Annotated in this window: 15 protein-coding genes; 12 read left to right on the forward strand and 3 right to left on the reverse strand. The window is 71.9% G+C overall.

What is annotated here, in order from left to right; translation table 11 throughout:
* The first annotated feature begins 229 nt into the window (after positions 1-229).
* From ACFWZ2_RS11455 to ACFWZ2_RS11480, 6 genes are all read left to right on the forward strand, one after another.
* Positions 230-1,552 carry an MFS transporter gene (locus ACFWZ2_RS11455; RefSeq protein WP_384544818.1) on the forward strand — a complete coding sequence of 441 codons (1,323 nt, stop codon included), beginning with the start codon at positions 230-232 and terminating at the stop codon, positions 1,550-1,552.
* A gap of 3 nt (positions 1,553-1,555) precedes the next feature.
* Positions 1,556-3,094 carry an FGGY family carbohydrate kinase gene (locus ACFWZ2_RS11460; RefSeq protein WP_384544819.1) on the forward strand — a complete coding sequence of 513 codons (1,539 nt, stop codon included), beginning with the start codon at positions 1,556-1,558 and terminating at the stop codon, positions 3,092-3,094.
* Positions 3,069-4,610, forward strand: coding sequence for an FGGY-family carbohydrate kinase (locus ACFWZ2_RS11465; protein WP_384544821.1), 1,542 nt, complete (start codon positions 3,069-3,071; stop codon positions 4,608-4,610). Before ACFWZ2_RS11460 ends, ACFWZ2_RS11465 begins: the two co-directional genes overlap by 26 nt.
* Positions 4,607-5,230: a histidine phosphatase family protein gene (locus tag ACFWZ2_RS11470; protein WP_384544823.1), complete on the forward strand. Its 624-nt coding sequence runs from the start codon at positions 4,607-4,609 to the stop codon at positions 5,228-5,230. Before ACFWZ2_RS11465 ends, ACFWZ2_RS11470 begins: the two co-directional genes overlap by 4 nt.
* Positions 5,231-5,253: 23 nt before the next feature.
* Entirely contained in the window at positions 5,254-6,297 is a 1,044-nt protein-coding gene (locus tag ACFWZ2_RS11475) for a 2-hydroxyacid dehydrogenase (RefSeq protein ID WP_384544825.1), read from the forward strand.
* A 143-nt stretch (positions 6,298-6,440) separates the two neighbouring features.
* Positions 6,441-7,307: a phosphatidylinositol-specific phospholipase C/glycerophosphodiester phosphodiesterase family protein gene (locus ACFWZ2_RS11480; protein WP_384544827.1), complete on the forward strand. Its 867-nt coding sequence runs from the start codon at positions 6,441-6,443 to the stop codon at positions 7,305-7,307.
* A gap of 49 nt (positions 7,308-7,356) precedes the next feature.
* On the opposite strand, the gene ACFWZ2_RS11485 is transcribed toward ACFWZ2_RS11480, so the two are convergent.
* Positions 7,357-8,643 (reverse strand): phosphodiester glycosidase family protein, encoded by a 1,287-nt coding sequence (locus tag ACFWZ2_RS11485; RefSeq protein WP_384544829.1) that lies wholly within the window; start codon positions 8,641-8,643, stop codon positions 7,357-7,359.
* A gap of 120 nt (positions 8,644-8,763) precedes the next feature.
* Positions 8,764-9,141, reverse strand: coding sequence for a DUF779 domain-containing protein (locus ACFWZ2_RS11490; protein WP_384544831.1), 378 nt, complete (start codon positions 9,139-9,141; stop codon positions 8,764-8,766).
* A gap of 176 nt (positions 9,142-9,317) precedes the next feature.
* Here ACFWZ2_RS11490 and ACFWZ2_RS11495 point away from each other — a divergent pair, with 176 nt between their 5' ends.
* Together ACFWZ2_RS11495 and ACFWZ2_RS11500 are read left to right on the forward strand one after the other, a co-directional pair.
* Complete coding sequence (locus ACFWZ2_RS11495; RefSeq protein ID WP_384544833.1) at positions 9,318-10,202, forward strand: sigma-70 family RNA polymerase sigma factor; 885 nt, start codon at positions 9,318-9,320, stop codon at positions 10,200-10,202.
* An 89-nt stretch (positions 10,203-10,291) separates the two neighbouring features.
* On the forward strand, positions 10,292-10,966 hold the full coding sequence (locus tag ACFWZ2_RS11500; protein WP_384544835.1) for a L,D-transpeptidase: 675 nt from the start codon (positions 10,292-10,294) through the stop codon (positions 10,964-10,966).
* 36 nt (positions 10,967-11,002) lie between these two features.
* Here the strand turns inward: ACFWZ2_RS11500 and ACFWZ2_RS11505 are convergent, their stop codons facing one another.
* Positions 11,003-13,156 (reverse strand): choice-of-anchor A family protein, encoded by a 2,154-nt coding sequence (locus ACFWZ2_RS11505; RefSeq protein WP_384544837.1) that lies wholly within the window; start codon positions 13,154-13,156, stop codon positions 11,003-11,005.
* Between the two features lie 529 nt (positions 13,157-13,685).
* Here ACFWZ2_RS11505 and ACFWZ2_RS11510 point away from each other — a divergent pair.
* From ACFWZ2_RS11510 to ACFWZ2_RS11525, 4 genes are all read left to right on the forward strand, one after another.
* On the forward strand, positions 13,686-14,642 hold the full coding sequence (locus tag ACFWZ2_RS11510) for an ABC transporter permease (protein ID WP_384544839.1): 957 nt from the start codon (positions 13,686-13,688) through the stop codon (positions 14,640-14,642).
* Positions 14,643-14,716: 74 nt separating this feature from the next.
* Positions 14,717-16,495 carry an ABC transporter substrate-binding protein gene (locus tag ACFWZ2_RS11515; RefSeq protein ID WP_384544841.1) on the forward strand — a complete coding sequence of 593 codons (1,779 nt, stop codon included), beginning with the start codon at positions 14,717-14,719 and terminating at the stop codon, positions 16,493-16,495.
* 3 nt (positions 16,496-16,498) lie between these two features.
* On the forward strand, positions 16,499-17,491 hold the full coding sequence (locus ACFWZ2_RS11520) for an ABC transporter permease (RefSeq protein ID WP_384544842.1): 993 nt from the start codon (positions 16,499-16,501) through the stop codon (positions 17,489-17,491).
* Positions 17,488-19,170: a dipeptide ABC transporter ATP-binding protein gene (locus ACFWZ2_RS11525; RefSeq protein ID WP_384544843.1), complete on the forward strand. Its 1,683-nt coding sequence runs from the start codon at positions 17,488-17,490 to the stop codon at positions 19,168-19,170. The genes ACFWZ2_RS11520 and ACFWZ2_RS11525 overlap by 4 nt, the downstream gene beginning before the upstream one ends.
* Positions 19,171-19,177: the final 7 nt, after the last annotated feature.

Consider the following 19,177-nt stretch of genomic DNA (forward strand, 5'->3'; position numbering starts at 1 on the left):
AAGTGATGTTCTCATGGATTTCACGCCGACCCCGGGCGTCGGACGGGCCGCCCCGCTGCTCGGGGCCAGGGCCTGTCCGCCGCACAGGCCTGGGGGACCTCGGCCCTGCTCACACGGCGAAAGTCCCTCGTCGCGGGAGATGTCGGCATGTGATTGACGTGGATTTTCGGCCAGCTGTTAGCTCGTTCCTGCCCGCACTCGCCGCCGCCATTGCCGTAGGGGAGCTTCAATGACGAACACCCCGAGTTCCGTCTTCACACGACTCGGCATCCCACCCGCGCTCTCCTGGGGCTACCTCGGACTCCTCGTCTTCATGACCGGCGTCGGCATCGAGGCCGGCTATCTCTCGCCGTACCTGGAGGGCCTCGGCATCCCGGCCGCCGACGTCGCGATGATCTTCACCGTGTACGGGGTCACGGGCGCGGTCGCCGCCTGGTTCGCCGGGGCGCTCTCCGACCTGTGGGGGCCGCGCCGCGTCATGTGGCTCGGCCTCGTCGCCTTCGCCGTCACCCACGTCTTCTTCCTCACGGTGGCGATCCCCAGCAAGGCGTACCCCCTGCTGCTCCTCGGCTACGGGCTGCGCGGCCTCGCCTTCCCGCTCTTCGCGTACGCCTTCCTCGTCTGGATCGCCGCGGTCGCCCCGCAGCGCCAGATGGGCAGCGCCATGGGGTGGTTCTGGTCGGCGTTCTCCGCGGGCCTGCCCACGCTCGGCTCGCTCACCGCCAGCCTGCTGATCCCGCACATCGGGGAGCTTGGCACGCTGTGGGCCGCGCTCGGGGTGGTCGTCGTCGGCGGACTCCTGCCGCTGCTCCTGATCCGCGAGCGCACCGGTTCCGCGCGCCTCGCCCCGGCGGGGGAGAGCCCCATGGCCGGGCTCGTCGGCAGCCTGACGATCCTGTACCGCGAGCCGCGGGTGGGCGCGGGAGCGGCGGTGCGGATGCTCAACACCGCCTCGCAGTTCGGCTTCCTGGTGATGCTGCCCGCCTGGTTCGTGCGGGAGATCGGGCTCAGCGACGCGCAGTGGCTGCGGCTGCTCGCCCTGATGTTCGCCACCAACATCGTCACGAACCTGCTCTTCGGGGTGATCGGCGACAAGATCGGCTGGCGCACCACCGTCGCCTGGTTCGGCGGCGTGGGCTGCACCGCCTCCACCCTCGTCCTGTACTACGTGCCGTCCGCGGCCGGTGCGCAGTACGCCCTGTGCGTCCTGGTCGCCGTCCTCTACGGCGCGACGCTCTCCGGCTATGTGCCGCTCTCCGCGCTGATGACCGCCATCGCCCCCGCCCACAAGGGGCAGGCCATGGCCGCCCTCAACCTCGGCGCGGGCGCCTCCACGTTCGTGGGCCCGCTGATCGTCGGCCTCTTCCGCGGGCCGCTCGGGGTGGGCGGCGTGGTGTGGATCTTCGCCGGATGCCACGCGGTCAGCGCCGTCCTCACCCTGGCCCTGCGCACCACCACTACCCCTGCCGCCGACTCCGCGGTACGCCTGCCACAGCCGCTTCCCGCCGACGTCCAGGGACCCGTCGGCGCATCCGCCACGAAGGGACTGTGAACCATGTCCGTACTTGCCATCGACGTCGGCACCACGATGATCAAGTCGGTCGTCTTCGACGACCAGGGCACCGAACTCGCCGTCTCGCGCCTGGCCACCGAGGTGCACCGCCGCCACCCCGGCTGGGCCGAGCAGGACATGGACACCGTGTGGAACGCCGTCGTCTACACCGTCCGCAACGCCCTCTCCGACGTCACCGACCCCGTCTGGCTCGTGACGTTCACCGCGCAGGGCGACGGCGCCTGGCTCGTCGACGCCGCGGGCCGGCCCACCGGGCCCGCGATCCTGTGGTCCGACGGCCGCGCGGGCGACATCCTCACCCGCTGGGAGCGCGAGGGGGTCCTCGCCGAGGCGTTCCGCCGCAACGGCTCCCTCACCTGCAGCGGCATGCCCAACGCGATCTTCAGCTGGCTCGGCTCCCACGACCCGCAGCGCCTCGCCCGCTCGGCCGCGTCGCTGACCGCCGCGGGCTGGCTGTTCCTGCGCCTGACCGGCGTGGCCGCCACGGACGAGTCCGACGCGTCCGCGCCCTTCCTCGACCACGCCACCGGCGACTACGACCCCGAGATCGTCGACCTGTTCGGCCTCACCTCCTGCGCCCGGCTGCTGCCCAAGGTCCTCGGCGAACAGGAACGCATCGCCGAGATCACCTCCGAAGCGGCGGCCCAACTCGGCCTGCCCGCAGGGCTTCCCGTCGTCATGGCGCCGTACGACATCGCCTCCACGGCCCGCGGCGCGGGCGTCGTCAACCCCGGCCAGGCATGCAGCATCCTCGGCACCACACTGTGCACGGAGATCGTCCGCAAGGACATCGACACCAGCGGCGAACCCTCCGGCATCAACATCGCCTACCGCGGCCGCGAGCGCGTCCTGCGCGCCTTCCCCACCCTCAACGGCGCCGAGGTCCTCGGCTGGGCGGCGCGCACCCTGCACCTCGAAGGCCCGCCGGAACTCGCCGAGTTGGCGTTCACCTCCGAACCCGGCGCCCGCGGCCTGATGTTCCTGCCCTACCTCTCCCCGGCGGGCGAGCGCGCGCCCTTCCTCGACCCCGGTGCCCGCGGCTCCTTCTGGGGGCTCTCCCTGGAACACACCCGCGCCGACATCGCCCGCGCCGTCTTCGACGGACTCTCCCTCGTCCTGCGCGACTCGCTCGTCGCCTCGCGCACCGCCGTCACAGAGCTGCGCCTGTGCGGCGGCGGCGCCAACAGCGCCGAGTGGTGCGCGCTCATCGCGGACGCGACCGGCGTCCCGACGGCCCGCTCCGGCGACACCGAACTCGGCGCCAAGGGCGCCTTCCTGACCGGACTCGTCCTCAGCGGCGCCGAGTCCAGCATGCACAGCGCCGCCGCCAAATACGTGCGGATGCGCAGCAGTTGGGAGCCGGACCCGGAGCGCTCCGCCCACTACGCGGGCCTCTACGAGTCGTTCCTGACCTGGCGGACCCTGGCGCGCGACGCGGGCTGGTCGGGCGCCGCCACGCCCTCGCACGGCGCCGTCCCCGGACCCCGTACGGCACATGAACAAGGAGCCTCCCGTGCCTGACCAACTGCCCACGGACGCCGTCTGGCTGGGCCTCGACCTCGGCACCCAGAGCGCCCGCTGCGTCGCCGTCGACTCCACGGGACAGGTGCTCGCCGCCGCGTCCCGCCCCCTCACCAGCCGCCGCGCGGGCAACCGCCACGAGCAGGACCCCGACCAGTGGTGGGACGCACTCGCCGAGGCCTGCCGCGAGGCACTCGCCGGCCTCGACGCCGACCGGATCCGCGGCCTCGCGATCGACGGCACCTCCGGCACGATCCTCCTTGCCGACGCCTCGGGCACCCCGCTCACACCGGGTCTCATGTACGACGACGGGCGCGCCGCCGAACAGGCCGTACGCGCCAACGAGGCGGGCGCGGACGTCTGGCACGCGCTCGGCTACCGCTCCATGCAGCCGTCCTGGGCGCTCCCCAAACTGCTCTGGCTGCTCGACCACGAGGCCGCCGCGGCCGGGGCGGGGGCCCGTCTCCTGCACCAGCCCGACCTGATCACCTGGCGGCTCGCCGGAGAACAGGTGCCGAGCGACGCGAGCCATGCCCTCAAGACCGGCTACCACCTCACCGAAGAGCGCTGGCCGCACAAGCAATTCGCCGAACTCGGCGTCCCCGAGGACCTGTTGCCCGATGTCGTACGGCCCGGCAGCGTCCTCGGCACCGTCTGCGCGGCGGCCGCCGCCGCGACCGGCATCCCCGAAGGCACCGCCGTCGTCGCGGGCATGACCGACGGCTGCGCCGCCCAGATCGGCGCGGGCGCCCTCACCCCCGGCGCCTGGAACTCCGTGCTCGGCACCACCCTCGTGTTCAAGGGCATGAGCCCCCACCTGGTGCGCGACCCGGGCGGCGTCGTCTACTGCCACCGCGGCCCCGACGACAGCTGGCTGCCGGGCGGCGCGTCCAGCAGCGGAGCGGGCGTCGTGGCCCGCGAGTTCCCGGACGCCGACCTCGACGAACTCACTGTCCTCGCCGCCGAGTCCGACCCGGACGCGGTCGCCTACCCCCTGGTCTCCACCGGCGGCGAACGCTTCCCCTTCCGCGCGCCGGACGCCACACCCTTCGTCCTCGGCGAGCCCGCGGACGAGGCCGAGCGCTTCCACGCCCACCTCCTCGGCGTGGCCTGCGTCGAACGGCTCTGCTTCGACTACCTCGACCTCATCGGCGCCCCCGTGGACGGACCGCTCACCCTCACCGGCGGCGGCGCGCGCAACCGCTACTGGAACCGGCTCCGCGCCGACGTCCTCGGCCGACCCGTCCGGGTCCCCGAACAGGCCGAGGGCGCCATCGGCATGGCGGTGCTCGCTGCCACCTCCGGCGGCGCCGCCGTCCGCGACACCGCCGCCGCCATGGTCCGCATCGGCGAGGAGATCTCCCCGGACCCGGCGCGCACCGCCCGCTGGACGCCCGTCTACCTCCGCTTCGTCGACGAGCTCGCCGCACGGGGCTGGCTCGACGCGGCCGTCGCGGCCCACGCGCACGAACGCACCCGCCGCACGCACGGAACACAGGAAAGGGCAGGGCAGTGACCGACTTCATCCTCGTACGCCATGGGGAGACCGTCTGGCACGACGGCAACCGGTACGCGGGGCGCACCGACGTGGACCTCACACCGCGCGGCCTCCGCCAGGCCGCCGCACTCGGCGCGTGGGCCGCCGGGGAGCACATCGACGCCGTCGTCAGCTCGCCGCTCAGCCGCGCCAGGCTCACCGCGGCGCCCGCCGCCGACGCGCTCGGTCTGGTGCCGCGCGTCGACGAACGGCTCCTGGAAGTCGACTTCGGCCGCGGCGAAGGGCTGACCCGCGACGAGATGCGCGCACGCTTCCCCGAGGAACTCGCCGCGTTCCTGCGCGACCCGGTCGCCCACCACCTGCCGGGCGGCGAGGACCCGCGCGCGGCGGCCGAACGGGCGGGCGACTGCCTCACCGACCTCGCGGCCGCCTTCCCCGAGGGCCGTGTCCTCGTGGTCGCGCACTCCACCCTCGTACGCCTGCTCCTCTGCCGCCAGCTGGGCATCCCGCTCGCCGACTACCGGCGGGTCTTCCCCGCGCTGCACAACGGCGCCCTCACCGAACTGCGGCTGCGCGAAGGCCAGATGTCGCTGCTGCGCTTCAACGCACCGGCCGCCGTCGCCCCCGTACCCGCCTGACACCTCGCAGAGAGAAGCCCCCCATGAGCACCACCGTCCTCGCCGCAGGCGACCACTTCGTCCTGCCCCGCCTGCTGACCGAAGAGGTCCGCAAGGCCACCGACGGCACCGTCGACGTCCGCGAACTGACCCTGCCCTGGCCGCACACCCCCTTCGGCCCCGTCGGCGAGGTCGACGAGGCGTCCGGCACCGAGGACGAGATCATCGAGGCCCTCCAGGGAGTCGACGTCTGCGTCACACAGATGGCGCCCCTCACGGAGCGCATCCTCGCCGACTGCCCCGACCTGAAGCTGATGTGCGTCAGCCGCGGCGGCCCGGTCAACGCCAACGTGGAGGCGGCGACCCGGCACGGCGTCGCCGTCTGCTACGCCCCCGGACGCAACGCCGTCGCCACCGCCGAGCACACCCTCACCCTGCTCCTCGCCGCCGCACGCGGCGTCGGCGACACCCACACCGACCTGCGCGCGGGCGTGTGGCGCGGCGACTACTACGACTACGACAACTGCGGCATCGAGATCGAGGGCGCCACCGTCGGCCTCATCGGCTACGGAGCCATCGGCAGCCGCGTCGCCAAGGTCCTGGTGGCGATGGGCGCCCACGTCCTGGTCCACGACCCCTACGTGAAGCCGGAGTTGCTCGCAGGCATCGCCGAGCAGGTCTCCCTGGACGACCTGCTCACCCGCTCCCGCATCGTCTCCCTGCACGCGCGCGTGACCGCCGAGACCACCGGCATGATCGGCGCCGCACAGCTCGCGAAGATGCCGCGCGGCTCCGTCCTCGTCAACTGCGCCCGCGGCGCGCTCCTCGACTACGACGCGGCCTGCGACGCCCTGGACGCGGGCCAGCTCTCCGGCGCCGCCTTCGACGTCTACCCGCAAGAGCCCGTCCCCGCCGACTCGCGCCTCCTGAAGACCCCCGGCATCGTCATGACCCCGCACATCGCGGGCGGCAGCCAGGAAGTCGCGCACAAGGCGGCCCGCATCGTGGCGGCCGAGGTCGCCCGCTTCCTGCGCGGCGAACCGCTCGCCCACTGCGCGAACCCGCAGGTCCTCACGGACCGGGCGTGAACGCCCGGCGTCGATAGCGCCAACTCCCGGACGGGCGGGGTTTCCCGAACGGGGCGGAGACTCATACTCACTGAGGCTCCGCCCAACGTCGTACCCCCGCGTCGCACCCCGACGCCGTACCCACTCGCCCCCGGGAGGCAGACATGGCACTCACCACCCGTCGCAGAGCCCTCACCACCCTCGGCGCCGCGCTCGCGGGCAGCATCGCGATGCCCGCCTATGCGCAGGCGAGCGGAGGTGGCAAGCACCCCTGGCCGCGTCCGCTGATCCGTGCCCACGCGCACAACGACTACGAACACCCCCGGCCCCTCTTCGACGCGCTCGACCACCGGTTCGGGAGCGTCGAGGCCGACATCTACCTCGTGGACGGACAACTCCTCGTCGCCCACGACCCGGTGGATCTCGACCCCACCCGCACCCTCGAATCCCTTTATCTGGACCCGCTGGCCGCGCGCGTCCGTGCCCAGCACGGCTCGGTGTACCACGGCTACCACCGCACCCCTTTCCAGCTCCTGATCGACATCAAGACCGAGGGCGCGTCGACGTACGCCGAGCTGCACCGGCATCTGCGGCCCTACCGGCGGCTGTTCACGACGTACGCGTACGGCAAGGTCCGCCGCTCGGCGATCACCGCGGTGGTATCCGGTGACCGCGCGGCCCGCGCCCCGATGGAGGCGCAGAAGGTCAGGTACGCGTTCTACGACGGCCGCCTCGCCGATCTCGGCAGTCCGGCGCCCGCCTCGTTCGTCCCGCTGATCAGTGACAACTGGTCGCTCAACTTCAGCTGGCTGGGCACGGGTCCGATGCCCGCCGCCGAGCGGGACAAGCTGCGCGGCATCGTCTCCACGGCCCACGCGCGCGGGCAGCGCGTCCGCTTCTGGGCGACGCCCGACCTGCCGGGGCCGCAGCGCGACGCCGTCTGGGGCGAGTTGCTCGCCGCCGGTGTCGACCACCTCAACACCGATGACCTGGCGGGCCTCGAGGCGTTTCTGGACGCGCACGGCGGGTGATCCCGGCGCGGCACGGCGGGCCCCGGCGTCCGGGGCCCGCCCCGTCACCTCACGTACGGGAGAAGACGCCGATGCCGTTCGGCACCGGGCGTTCCGCGCCGCCGCTGGGGTGGTTGCGCACGGTGACGGCCTCGGCTCCCGGGGCGCGCGCGACGAGGGTGGCGGAGACCAGTGTCGACGAGCCGCCGCCGTCCAGGCTGAAGCCGTCGGTGGCGCCCAACCCGCGCAAGGTGTCGGCGACTTCGGCGATGGTCAGACCAGCGCGGTACTCCGGGGACCCGTCCAGGGAGAGCAGCAGCAGACGGCGGCCCCCGTCGGATATCCCGGCCGCCGTGCGCACCGCGGCCGTGGCCGGGTCGAGGCCGGGCAGCGGCGCACCGTCGCGCAGGACGGGGTAGCCGCCGAGCGCGAAGCGGAACGGTATGTGCGAATCGGCCGCGACCAGCCGGTGCCTGACCTGCACCCGGTCGCCCAGGGACAGCTTCCGCAGCTCCTGCGCGCCCGCCTCGCGGCCGACAAGGACGGTGCTGCCGCGGGCTATCGGCCCGCTGCCCGGCGCGTCCGCCGACGCCACCACGCGCCCGTCGCGCACCGTCACCTCATGCGTGTCCGTGCTGCACGGCGCGCCACGGCTGGTGTCGGTGCCGCAGGTCGAGCGCACCCGCGACACGGAACCCCAGTCGCTGGTGAACGCGCCGACCGAACCCACCGGCAGCGCGTACTGGTTGAGCCCGCCGAGCGGCAGGCGCCCCTCGCGGGTGCGGATCCGCCCCTCCAGGGACAGGTTGTCCATGCGCGCCCTGCGGTCGTACCCCACCCCGAGCACGGCCTCGGTGGTCACGCCGGGCGGCATCGCGGGCCCGAAGCGCTGGCCGCCCGGCACGGCCGCCTTGAGGGCGTGGCCGTCCGCGATCGCCGGGCCGACGGGCGCGCCGGTCGCCTCGACGCCCGGGTGCTGGGTCTCGGTGATGTTGAAGAAGTCGCCGTTGATCCCGCCGACGGCACCGGCGCCGTCCGCGAGCGCGGAGACGGGGGAGCGCGCGCCGACCGCGCCCGGGTAGAGCAGGCCGACACCGGTGCGCGGGTCGCGCAGGTCGACGTCGAGCAGATGCGCGCGGGCGGTGCCGCGCGCGGTCGGGATGTCGAAGTATCCGTAGGTCACGCCCGGCGCTATCGCGGACGTCCGGGGCGATCCCGCCGCGGCCGTGACCTCCTGAGAAGCGCCGCTGGCCGGTGCCGCTCCCGTGAGAGCGGCACCGGCCAGCGTGCCGAGCGCGGTCAGTGCGGTGAGTGCCGTTCTGACCCCTCTGAACCGTCTGTTGCGTCGTCGCGTCACAGTCCCACCCCTGGTGTCTCGCGGCGTGGCCCGGTGACACCGGGCCGTCAACGGCCCCAGTGTGAGGGCCTGTTGGGGAGTGCACCAGAGGGTGGTGACGGGCTGTTCGCTCCCCGGGTGCTAGCTGCCGACCAGCCGGGAACGGATCAGGAAACGCACGCCTTCCGGAGCTTCGAGGGAGAAGCCGCTGCCGCGCCCCGGGACGACGTCCACGATCAGGCGGGTGTGGCTCCACACCTCGTACTGGCTCTTCGACATCCAGAACGCGACGGGCTCGGCGACGCCTTCGACCGTCAGGGACGCCAGACGCACGTCGGAGTCCCCGGTGCGGAACTCGCCCTCGGGGTAGCACATCGGCGCACTGCCGTCGCAGCAGCCGCCGGACTGGTGGAACATCAGTGGCCCGTGATCGCGGGTCAGGCGGCGCACCAGGTCCGCGGCGCCGGGGGTGAGTTCGACGCGCGGGCTGCCGTGCGGCTCGTTCGTGTCCTGCGGCATGACAGGCCCCTTCCTGAGCGGCGCGCGCCGTGCGGTGCGGCGGCGGGCACCAGTGCACCGCGCGGGAGGTTGCAACGAGGTTGCACGGTACGCGGCGGTGGCGCGGCTGCGGGTACCGTCACCTGGGCTGCGCGGATCTGCCGCGGCGGCCCACGGCAGCGAAGGAAAGAGAAACGGTGAACGACATAACGGGGTCGGCACAGCGCTTCGAGGAGCACAGGCCCCATCTGCGGGCGGTGGCCTACCGCATGCTCGGCTCGCTCAGCGAGGCCGACGACGCGCTCCAGGAGACCTGGCTGCGCTTCGACCGCACCGACGTCGGCGACGTCGAGAACCTCGGCGGCTGGCTGACCACGGTCACGGGCCGCGTCTGCCTCAACATGCTGCGCTCGCGCGAGCACCGCGGCGAGCAGCCGCTCGACGCGGTCGCCACCGACGCCCCCGCCGCTCGCGAGGAGGGCGGCGACCCCGAACAGGAGGCGCTGATGGCCGACTCGGTCGGTCTCGCGCTCCTGGTGGTCCTCGACACCCTGACCCCCGCGGAGCGGCTCGCCTTCGTGCTGCACGACACGTTCGCCGTGCCGTTCGAAGAGATCGCCCCGATGATCGAGCGCACCCCCGCCGCCACGCGGCAGCTCGCGAGCCGGGCCCGCCGCAGGGTCAGGGGCGGCAGCCCGGCGTCCGCCGCCGATCTGCCCCGCCAGCGCGTGGTGGTCGACGCCTTCCTCGCCGCGACCCGCGGCGGGGACTTCGAGGCGCTGGTGACCCTGCTGCACCCCGGTGTGGTGCTGCACGCCGACAAGTCGGCCATCCCCACGCCCGAACCCGTCGTGGTCCGCGGCGACCAGGCCGTGGCCAGGGGCGCGATGGCCGCCATGGAGCGGGCCCTGGACACCCGGCCTGTGCTCGTCGACGGCGCGGTGGGTCTCGTCATGGCGCCGCTCGGCAGGCTCCGTCTGGTCCTGCGCTTCAGGTTCTCCGACGAGGGGATCACCGGGATCGACGTCGTCGCGGACCGCGAGAACCTCGACAAGCTCGAACTCGTCGTCCTGGACGACTGAGGCGCCCGGCACGGCCCGGCATGGCCCAATCGTGGGATTGTCGGGCCGTGTCGCGGGGCGGGGCACGGGGGAGCGGCCAAGCTGGGGCGATGCGCTGGCTCATCCCGTCGATCGCCGCCCTGTCCCTGGCCGTTCCGTCGTCCCACGCGACGGCGGCCCCCGGCCCCGCGGAGCCGCCGTGCCGCGCGGGCACGGCTCCCTACCAACGCGAGCTGGAGCGTGAGCTGAGGCTGCCTGTCGACGGCCGCCAGTCCACCGCCGACTGTGTGGCCGTGCGGCGGCTGCAGCAGCGGCTCGGCATCCGTCCCGCGGACGGCGCCGCGTCGTTGCGGACGTACCGCCTCGTCGTCGCGGACCGGGTGCGGCGCGACCCGGCGGCCCGGCGCGGCTGCCCCGCCAAGCCGTACCGGGTCACGTGCGTCGATCTGACCCGGCAGATCCTGTGGGTGCAGAAGGGCCGCGGGCTTGTCTTCGCACCCGTGCCGATCCGTACGGGCCGGGACGGTCTGGAGACCCGGCGCGGCTGGCAGCGGATCTACTGGAAGAACCGCGACCACTTCTCGACGATCTACAACGTGCCCATGCCGTACGCCCAGTTCTTCAACGGCGGACAGGCGCTGCACGGCACCCGCGCGGACCTCTTCTCGTCGGGCTCCGGCGGGTGCGTCAACCTCGCGCTGGGGGACGCCAAGCGGCTGTACGCCCTGCTGGCCAAGGGCGACCGCCTCCACATCTGGGGAACGAAGCCGGGCACGGGCGGCTGACGCCGACCGTGCCCGGAGGGGGGGAGGTGCCGGGGGTCACTTCCCCTTCTTGCCTCCGCCGCGCTGGTTGGTGAGCTTCACCGTGACGCCTTCGGTGACGTTGTCCGCGGTGACCTTGTAGGGGCCGCTCACCGTGTTCTTGGGCAGCGTGTAGCCGTCGGGAACGGCGGTCTCCTTGAGGTAGTACGAGCCGAGTTCGAGGTCACGGAACTCGCACCGGCCCCGGCCGTCCGTGGCGCAGCCCCCGTCGATGAGGTGGTCGCGGTCGGCGCCGGACGTCTGGAGGCCCGGAGTGCCGTTGTTGTCGTGCCACAGCTGGAAGACGGCACCGGCGAGCGGCTTGCCGGTCTTCTTGTCCCGCTTGTCGACCGTGATCTCGCCGGTGACGCCGGGGTGCTGCTGGATGGCGTTCTTGGCCTCGACGGTGACGCCCTTGGAGGCGTTGGCCGCGGTGAGGAGCAACGGCCCGAAGACGGTCTGTGCTGGCATCTGGTAGCCGGGCGGCGCCTCGGTCTCGACCCAGTAGTACGTGCCGACGGCGACGTTCGTGCGGCAGGCGCCCGCGGTGTTCGTCGTGCAGGGCGCGCCCATCGAGGTGTCGGGGTCCGCTCCGTCCTGCTGGAGCCCGTCGGTGCCGTTGGTCTCGTGCCACAGCTGGAAGACGGCGCCGGGCAGCGGGCCTCCGGTGTCCTTGTCCTTCTTGAGGACCGTGACGTCGCCCTTGACGACGACCGGCTTCTTCTTGTTGGTGGCGGTGACGGACACGCCCTTGTCGGCGTTGGCCTCGGTCAGTTCGAGGGGGCCGAAGACGTTCGGCGACGGCAGGTCGTAGCCGCCGGGAGCCTTGGTCTCGCGCCAGTAGTACGTGCCGAGCGGCACGGTCTGGACGCATTCGCCCGGCACGTCGGTGGTGCAGTCGCTGCCGATCTTCGTGTCCGGGTCGGCCCCGTCGGTCTGCAGTCCTTCGGTGCCGTTGGTCTCGTTCCACAGCTCGAACTCGGCGCCCGCCAGGGGCTTGCCGCCGTCCTCGTCGGTCTTGAGGACCTTGACCTCGCCCACGGTGGGCGCGAGCGCGCAGTCCGGCAGGTCGCCCTCGAAGGGATAGTTGTGGAATTCCTGTCCGCCGCCGCCCGTGGCCGCGCTGGTGTGGGTGAGCGAACCGGTGGTGAAGAAGCGGCCGTTCATGCCCGGCACGCTGACCGTGGTCATCGAGCTCTGGTTGCCGACCAGGACGCTGCCCTGGAACTGTCCCGTGCCCTTGATCTCGACGGACGTCGCGTCGGGGAAGTTCCACAGCAGCCGGCTGCGCATCTGGTTGAGCTGGCTGCTGTCGTCGATGGTGCCCGAGTAGGTGTTGATGGTGCGGTTGGTGCCGAGGATGTTGACGAGGACGGTGGCGTCGTCCGGGATGCCCTCGAAGCGGATGCCCTCCTGGCCGCCGCTGCCGCCCATCAGGTCGAAGTCGACGTTGAAGACCTGGATCTTGGAGGAGTTGTCCCCGCGGAACAGGGTCTCGCCGCCCGCGTGCGTGGCCGTGCCGGTGGGCGTGCGGACGCTGCTGCCGCCCTCCGGGTGGGCGTAGCACTGACTGGCCTCGGTGAGCTGGTCCCGCAGCGGGATATAGGGGGTGGCGGCGCCGTCGTCCTGGGTCACGGTGCTGACGATCGTGCCGGTCGCGGCACCGGCGTGCCGCACCACGCCCTTCTCGGCGAGCAGCCGCTCCCCGGAGGCGATGGTGACGTCGCCGCCCGTGGTGAGCCAGTCCGAGCCTTCGGAAGGGGTGACCCGGGAGCCTACGCCTGCCTCGCCGACGTTGTAGATGCCGCTGACGCCGGATTCCTTGTCCTGGTCGAAGTTGTTGAGGACCACGACGCGGCCCTCGGCCTCCGCGGCCTTCCCACGGACGAGGAAGTCCTCGCCGACGTAGACGTTGATGGCGTCGTCGCGGTACTGGATCGCCCCGTTGTTGATGGGCGGGTAGCCGCCGGACGGGCAGTTGCCCGGCACGCACGGGCCGAGTCCGCCGGGCAGGGGCGCCGCGGCGGCGACCGCGGCGGGCGCGGCGGGAGCGGGGCCCGGCCCGGGGGAGGTGTGCGCGACGGCAGGGGTGGTGGAAAGGCCCGTCCCGGCCACGATGCCGAGGAGACAGAGGTACCTCATTCCGGAATGGACGAGGGAGGGGAGGGTCACGTGCACATCAGCTCCTCACATGGTCAAAGAGACGTGGAGGAGGCTCGCACGATTGTCGTCCGGCGCCTTTCAACCGATCCGCGCTTCATAGGAAGAGCACTGCAAAGGATGAGTGTTGGGCCATACGGGAAGCGTGCGGTACCTCTAGAGACTTGGAAGGGTCGAGTCCGCTTAACAGCTTCGAATCGTCGGTCGAATGGTGCGATCAGCTGCCATGTGAAGGGGTGTGGGTGAGGTCACAAGGTAACGCGAGGGTCCGGGCGGGGTGGGGGGTATGTCCCGGTTCGGCGTGAAGAATTCCGGCTCTTGTTGCCGCGGCATGAACAATTCACCGCGCCGGGAAAGGCTCCTGAAACGTACCGAACACGTTTGCAGGGAACGCCGTCGACGCGTGTGGCAAGGCCGCTTCCCGCGGTGTTGTAATTCTCCGCAACCCGGCGCGGACCACCCATTCCGCACCGCCGGACCGCATTCCCAGACCCGTATCCGCGACCCGGTACGGGCCCGAGCACCAGGAGCACGGCAGCGCATGGCCGACGTACAGACGCAGGAGCCCCGCGGCCCGTTCGCCGTGGCCCTGAAGGCGTTCCGCAGGGACCGGGTCGGCCTAGCCTCGCTCGGTGTCGTGCTGCTCTTCGTGGTGCTCGCGCTCACCGCGCCGCTCATCGCCGCGCTCTACGGCAAGAACCCCACCGAGCACTACGGCCAGAACGAGCCGGGGCTGCTCAGCGCCGAAGGGCTCCCGGTGCTGCCCAACGGCGGGATGTCCGGCGACTTCTGGTTCGGCATCGAACCCGGCCTCGGCCGCGACGTCCTGACCCAGCTCCTGTACGGGGTGCGCACCTCACTCCTCGTCGCCGTCGCGTCCATCGTCCTGATCGCCGTCCTCGGCGTCGTGCTCGGCGTGACCGTCGGCTATCTCAGCGGGCTCGCCGACCGGGTCTTCACCTTCGTCTGCAATGTGCTGCTCGCCTTCCCGACGCTGCTGCTGCTCCTCGCGCTCGGCCCGATCATCCAGACGCGCTTCGTGTCGCCCGGCGAGAACGAACCCGCCTGGATGCAGTTCACCGTGCTGGTCCTCGTCTTCGCCGCCTTCGGCTGGGTGCCGCTCGCGATGATGCTGCGCACCACCGTCCGGTCCCTGCGGGAGCGGGAGTTCGTCGACGCCGCGCGGGCCGTGGGCGCGAGCCGCAGGCACATCGTCTTCCGCGAACTGCTGCCCAACGTCTGGGCGCCCGTCCTGGTGCACATCACCATCGCCCTGCCGGGCATCGTCACCGCCGAGGCCGCGCTCTCCTTCCTCGGAGTCGGCATCAGCGAACCCATCCCCGACTGGGGCCGGATGATCGCCCGCGGCGCCGAGGTCTTCTACGACGACCCGACGTACATGTTCTTCCCCGGCGTGACGATCCTCGTCTTCGTCGTCGCCTTCAACCTCCTCGGCGACTCGGTGCGGGACGCGCTCGACCCCCGTACGCGCCGCTGAGGGCCCCGCGCCACCGCCGCCCCCTGCTCTTTCTCCTTTCAGTTCAACCCATCACCCCTTCAAGGGAGTTCGTCATGCCCAGAATCAGCCCGCGCACCACAGCCCTGCCGGTCGTCGCCGCCGCCTCCGCCATGCTCGTGCTCTGCTCGTGCTCCTCGGGTGCGGGCGCGAAGGACGACGGGGCGCCCTCGGTGGCTCAGGAGGCGAACCTCACCGCGGGCATCGGCACCGCCAAGGACAGCGCGGGCCCGGCGCCCGCCGTCAAGGGCGCCCAGCGCGGCGGCACCATCCACGTCGCCAACCTGCGCGACTCCTCCCACCTCGACCCGCAGAAGATCTATGCGGGCGAGACCTACAACACCTCGCTGCTGTGGGGCCGCCAGCTGACCCAGTACCAAGTCGTGGACGGCAAGGCCAAGCTGGTCGGCGACCTCGCCACCGACACCGGCAAGCCCTCCGACGGCAGCCGCACCTGGACGTACGAGCTGAAGGACGGCATCACCTGGGAGGACGGCAAGCCGATCACCTCGCAGCACATCAAGTACGGCATCGAGCGCACCTTCGCGCCCGGCTTCGAACTCGGCCCGCCCTACTGGCCGCAGTGGCTCACCGGCAAGCAGGACCTCGCCCAGGCCCGCAAGGTCTACGGCGGACCGAAGAAGGACGGCGACTTCAAGGGCATCGAGACGCCCGACGACAAGACCATCGTCTTCCACTTCAAGAAGCCGCAGTCCGACGTGCCGTTCATGGCCGCGCAGTCGTCCTCGTCGCCCGTGCGCCCGGACAAGGACACCGGCACCAAGTACGACCTCAAGCCCTTCGCGACCGGGCCGTACCGCATCGTCGCGCACCAGCAGAACCAGAGCATGACCCTGGAGCGCAACCCGCACTGGAAGGCGGAGACCGACCCGATCCGCCACCAGTACGCCGACAAGTTCGAGTTCACCTTCGAGAAGAAGGAACTCAACACCGCCCAGGAGATCCTCAACGGGCGCGGCGACGGCGCGAACACCGTCACCACCAAGAACGAACTGCCGCCCGAGCTGTACGGCGAGGCCAACCGCGACCCCAAGAAGAAGCAGCTCGTCGTCGACGGGCGGCGCGGCGCCTTCACGTACCACCTCGTGGTCAGGAACGACCGGGTCGCCGACCCCGAGGTCCGCAAGGCCATCCACTACCTCTTCCCGCGCCAGCAGGCACGCCAGGCGCTCGGCGGCCCGCGCATGGGCGACATCGCCACGACGTACTCCTCGCCCGCGATCGTCGGCTACGAGAAGTACGACACCTACCCCGTCGCCCCGACCGGCGACATCAAGAAGGCCAAGGAGCACCTCGCCAAGGCCAAGAAGCCGGTCAAGAGCCTCAGTTACGCCTATGAGGCCACCGCCGCCAACGACCGCATGGCGCAGGTCCTCGTCGAGGCCTTCGCCAAGGCGGGCATCACCCTCGTCACCAAGCCGATGCCGCTGCCCGCGCTCACCAACGAGGTCCTGCGCGGCACCGACCCGAAGTACGACCTGTGGCTCTCCGGCAGCTCCGTGGACTGGCCGACCCCGGCCACCGGCGTCCCCTACCGCTTCGACAGCCGCCGCGACACCCTCGACAACGACCCGCGCTACAAGAACCCGGCCGTCGACAAGGAACTCGACCGCATCGCGAAGCTCGGCGACGCCAACGAGAAGGCCAAGGCGCTGATCGCGCTCGAGAAGAACAAGATCATGAAGGACATGCCGGTGATCCCGTTCCTGCACCAGCGCGTCCAGCAGGCCCGCGGCGAGAACGTCGGCGGCGCCTTCATCCACCCGATCTACGGCACCATCAGCCCCGCCTGGCTGTACCTGAAGAAGTCCTGACCCATGCTCACCTATCTGACCAGACGGGGGCTGCAGGCGGTGGTGGTGCTGCTCGCCATCTCCGCCACCGCCTTCGCCCTCTTCTACGCGGCACCGTCCGACCCGGCGACCATCGCCTGCGGCCCCAAGTGCGACGCCACGCAGATCGCCGCCGTGCGCCACAGCATGGGCCTGGACCAGCCGATCCTGTCCCAGTACGGCGACTATCTGCGGGGGTTGTTCGCCGGGCGCACCATCTCCGACGTCGACGGCACCCCGATCGACTGCGCCGCGCCCTGCCTCGGCTACTCGTACACGCTGCACGAGCCGGTGCTCTCCGCGATCACCAGCCGCTTCCCGGTCACGCTCTCGCTGGCCGGCGGCGCGCTCGTGGTGATCCTGGTGGCGGGCATCGGCGTGGGCTTCGTCTCCGCGCTGCGCCGCGGCTCGGCCGCCGACCGGCTGCTCTCCGGCTTCACCCTGATCGGCGCCAGCGTGCAGATCTACTTCCTCGGCTATGTGGTGCAGTACCTGCTCGTGTACTCCACCGGCTGGCTGCCGCTGCCCGGCTACACGCCACCGAGCCAGGACCCGGCGGCCTGGGCGGCCGGTCTCCTGCTGCCCTGCCTGGTGCTCGGCTTCGTCAACGCGGCCGTGTTCGCCCGGCTCTCCCGTGCCCAGCTCCTCGAAGTCATGCACGAGGGATACGTACGGACCGCGCGCGGCAAGGGGCTCGGCGTCCTGCGCACCCATCTGAAGTACACCGCGCGGGGCGCGGCGGGGCCCGTCGTGCAGCTGCTCGGCCTGGAGGTGGGGGCGCTCCTCGGCGGGGCGTTCATCACCGAGACGGTCTTCGGGCTCAGCGGTGTCGGCAAGCTCGCCGTCGACGCCGTCACCCAGAACGACCTGCCGACCGTCGTCGGCACCGTCCTGATCGCCGCGTTCTTCGTGGTGGTCTTCGTGGCCGTCGCCGATCTGGTCGTGGCCTGGCTCGACCCGAGGGTGAGGCTCGCATGACGCGGCACCAGGACACCGTGCTCGCGGTGCGCGACCTGACCGTCTCCTTCACCGGGCCGCGGGGCACCGTCACCGCCGCCGAAGGCGTCTCCTTCGACCTGGCGCGCGGCGAAGTCCTCGGCCTGGTCGGTGAGTCGGGGTCGGGCAAGTCGACGGGCGGGCTCGCCGCGCTGGGGCTGCACGATCCCGCGCGCACGACCGTCAGCGGCAGCATCGACGTCGGCGGCACCGATGTCGTGGGCGCGGGCGAGGCCGAGCTGAAGGCGTTGCGCGGCGGGCGGATCGCGATGGTGTTCCAGGACGCCCTCGCCTCGCTGTCGCCCTTCCACTCCGTGGCGGACCAGCTCGCCGAGGCGTACCGCCTGCACCACAAGGACGCGAGCCGGGCCCGGGCGCGGGACAGGGCCGTGGAGATGCTGGACCGGGTCGGCATCGCGGCCGCCCGCGCCCGCGACTATCCGCACCAGTTCTCCGGCGGCATGCGCCAGCGCGTGATGATCGCGATGGCGCTGATCAACCACCCCGACGTACTGATCGCCGACGAGCCGACCACGGCGCTCGACGCCCGCGTCCAGCGCCAAGTCCTCGACCTGCTCGCCGAGTTGCAGCGCGAGTACGGCACCGCCGTGGTCCTGGTGACGCACGACGTGGACATGGTCGCCGCCGCCACCGACCGCATGCTGGTCATGCGCGAAGGGCGCATGGTGGAGTCGGGCCCCACGCGCCGGCTCCTCACCGGTGCCACGCACCCCTACACCCGGGCCCTCATCGGCGCGGCCCCCAACCTGGACACGGTGCCCGGCACCCGACTCCCGACGGTGGACGCCCCGGAACCGGAGGCCCGCACGAACGCGCGGGTGTGGGCGGCATCGGACGAGAACGGCGCCGCCGCGCGCGGACCGCTCGCCGAAGTCACCGCTCTGCACGTCGAGTTCGGCGCGGGGCGCACCCTGCTCGGGCGGCGCAGGCCCGGTACGCACGCCGTACGGGGAGTGAGCCTGGGCGTCGGAGAGGGGGAGACGCTCGGGCTCGTCGGGGAGTCCGGGTCGGGGAAGTCCACCACCGCCCGGGTCCTCGCCGGACTGCAGAGGCCGACCGGCGGCACCGCCCGCTTCGACGGACGGGACATCACGCGCGCCGCCGACGAGACCGCGCTGCGCCGGGAGTTGAGCCGCGAGGTCCAGCTGGTCTTCCAGGACCCGTACGCCTCGCTCAACCCGCGCCGCACCGTCGAGCAGATCGTCACGACTCCGCTCCAGGTGCACACGGACATGAGCCGCTCGGAGCGCCGCGACCGGGCCGCCGAACTCCTGGAGCAGGTCGGCCTGAGCGCGGACCAACTCCCGCGCTACCCGCACGAGTTCTCCGGCGGCCAGCGCCAGCGCATCGGCATCGCCAGGGCGCTCGCGCCCCGGCCGCGCCTGATCATCGCCGACGAACCGGTCTCCGCGCTCGACGTCTCGGTGCAGGCGCAGGTCCTGAACCTCCTGATGGACCTGCGGGACGAACTCGGGCTCTCGCTCCTGTTCGTCTCGCACGACCTCGCCGTCGTACGCCACCTGTGCGACCGCATCGCCGTGATGCAGCACGGCGAGATCGTCGAGACGGGCGCGCGGGACGATGTCTTCGACCATCCCCAACAGCCGTACACCAAGGAGCTGTTGGCCGCGAGGCTGTGACCGACGC

This window comes from Streptomyces sp. NPDC059002, assembly GCF_042740435.1.
Classification (GTDB): domain Bacteria; phylum Actinomycetota; class Actinomycetes; order Streptomycetales; family Streptomycetaceae; genus Streptomyces.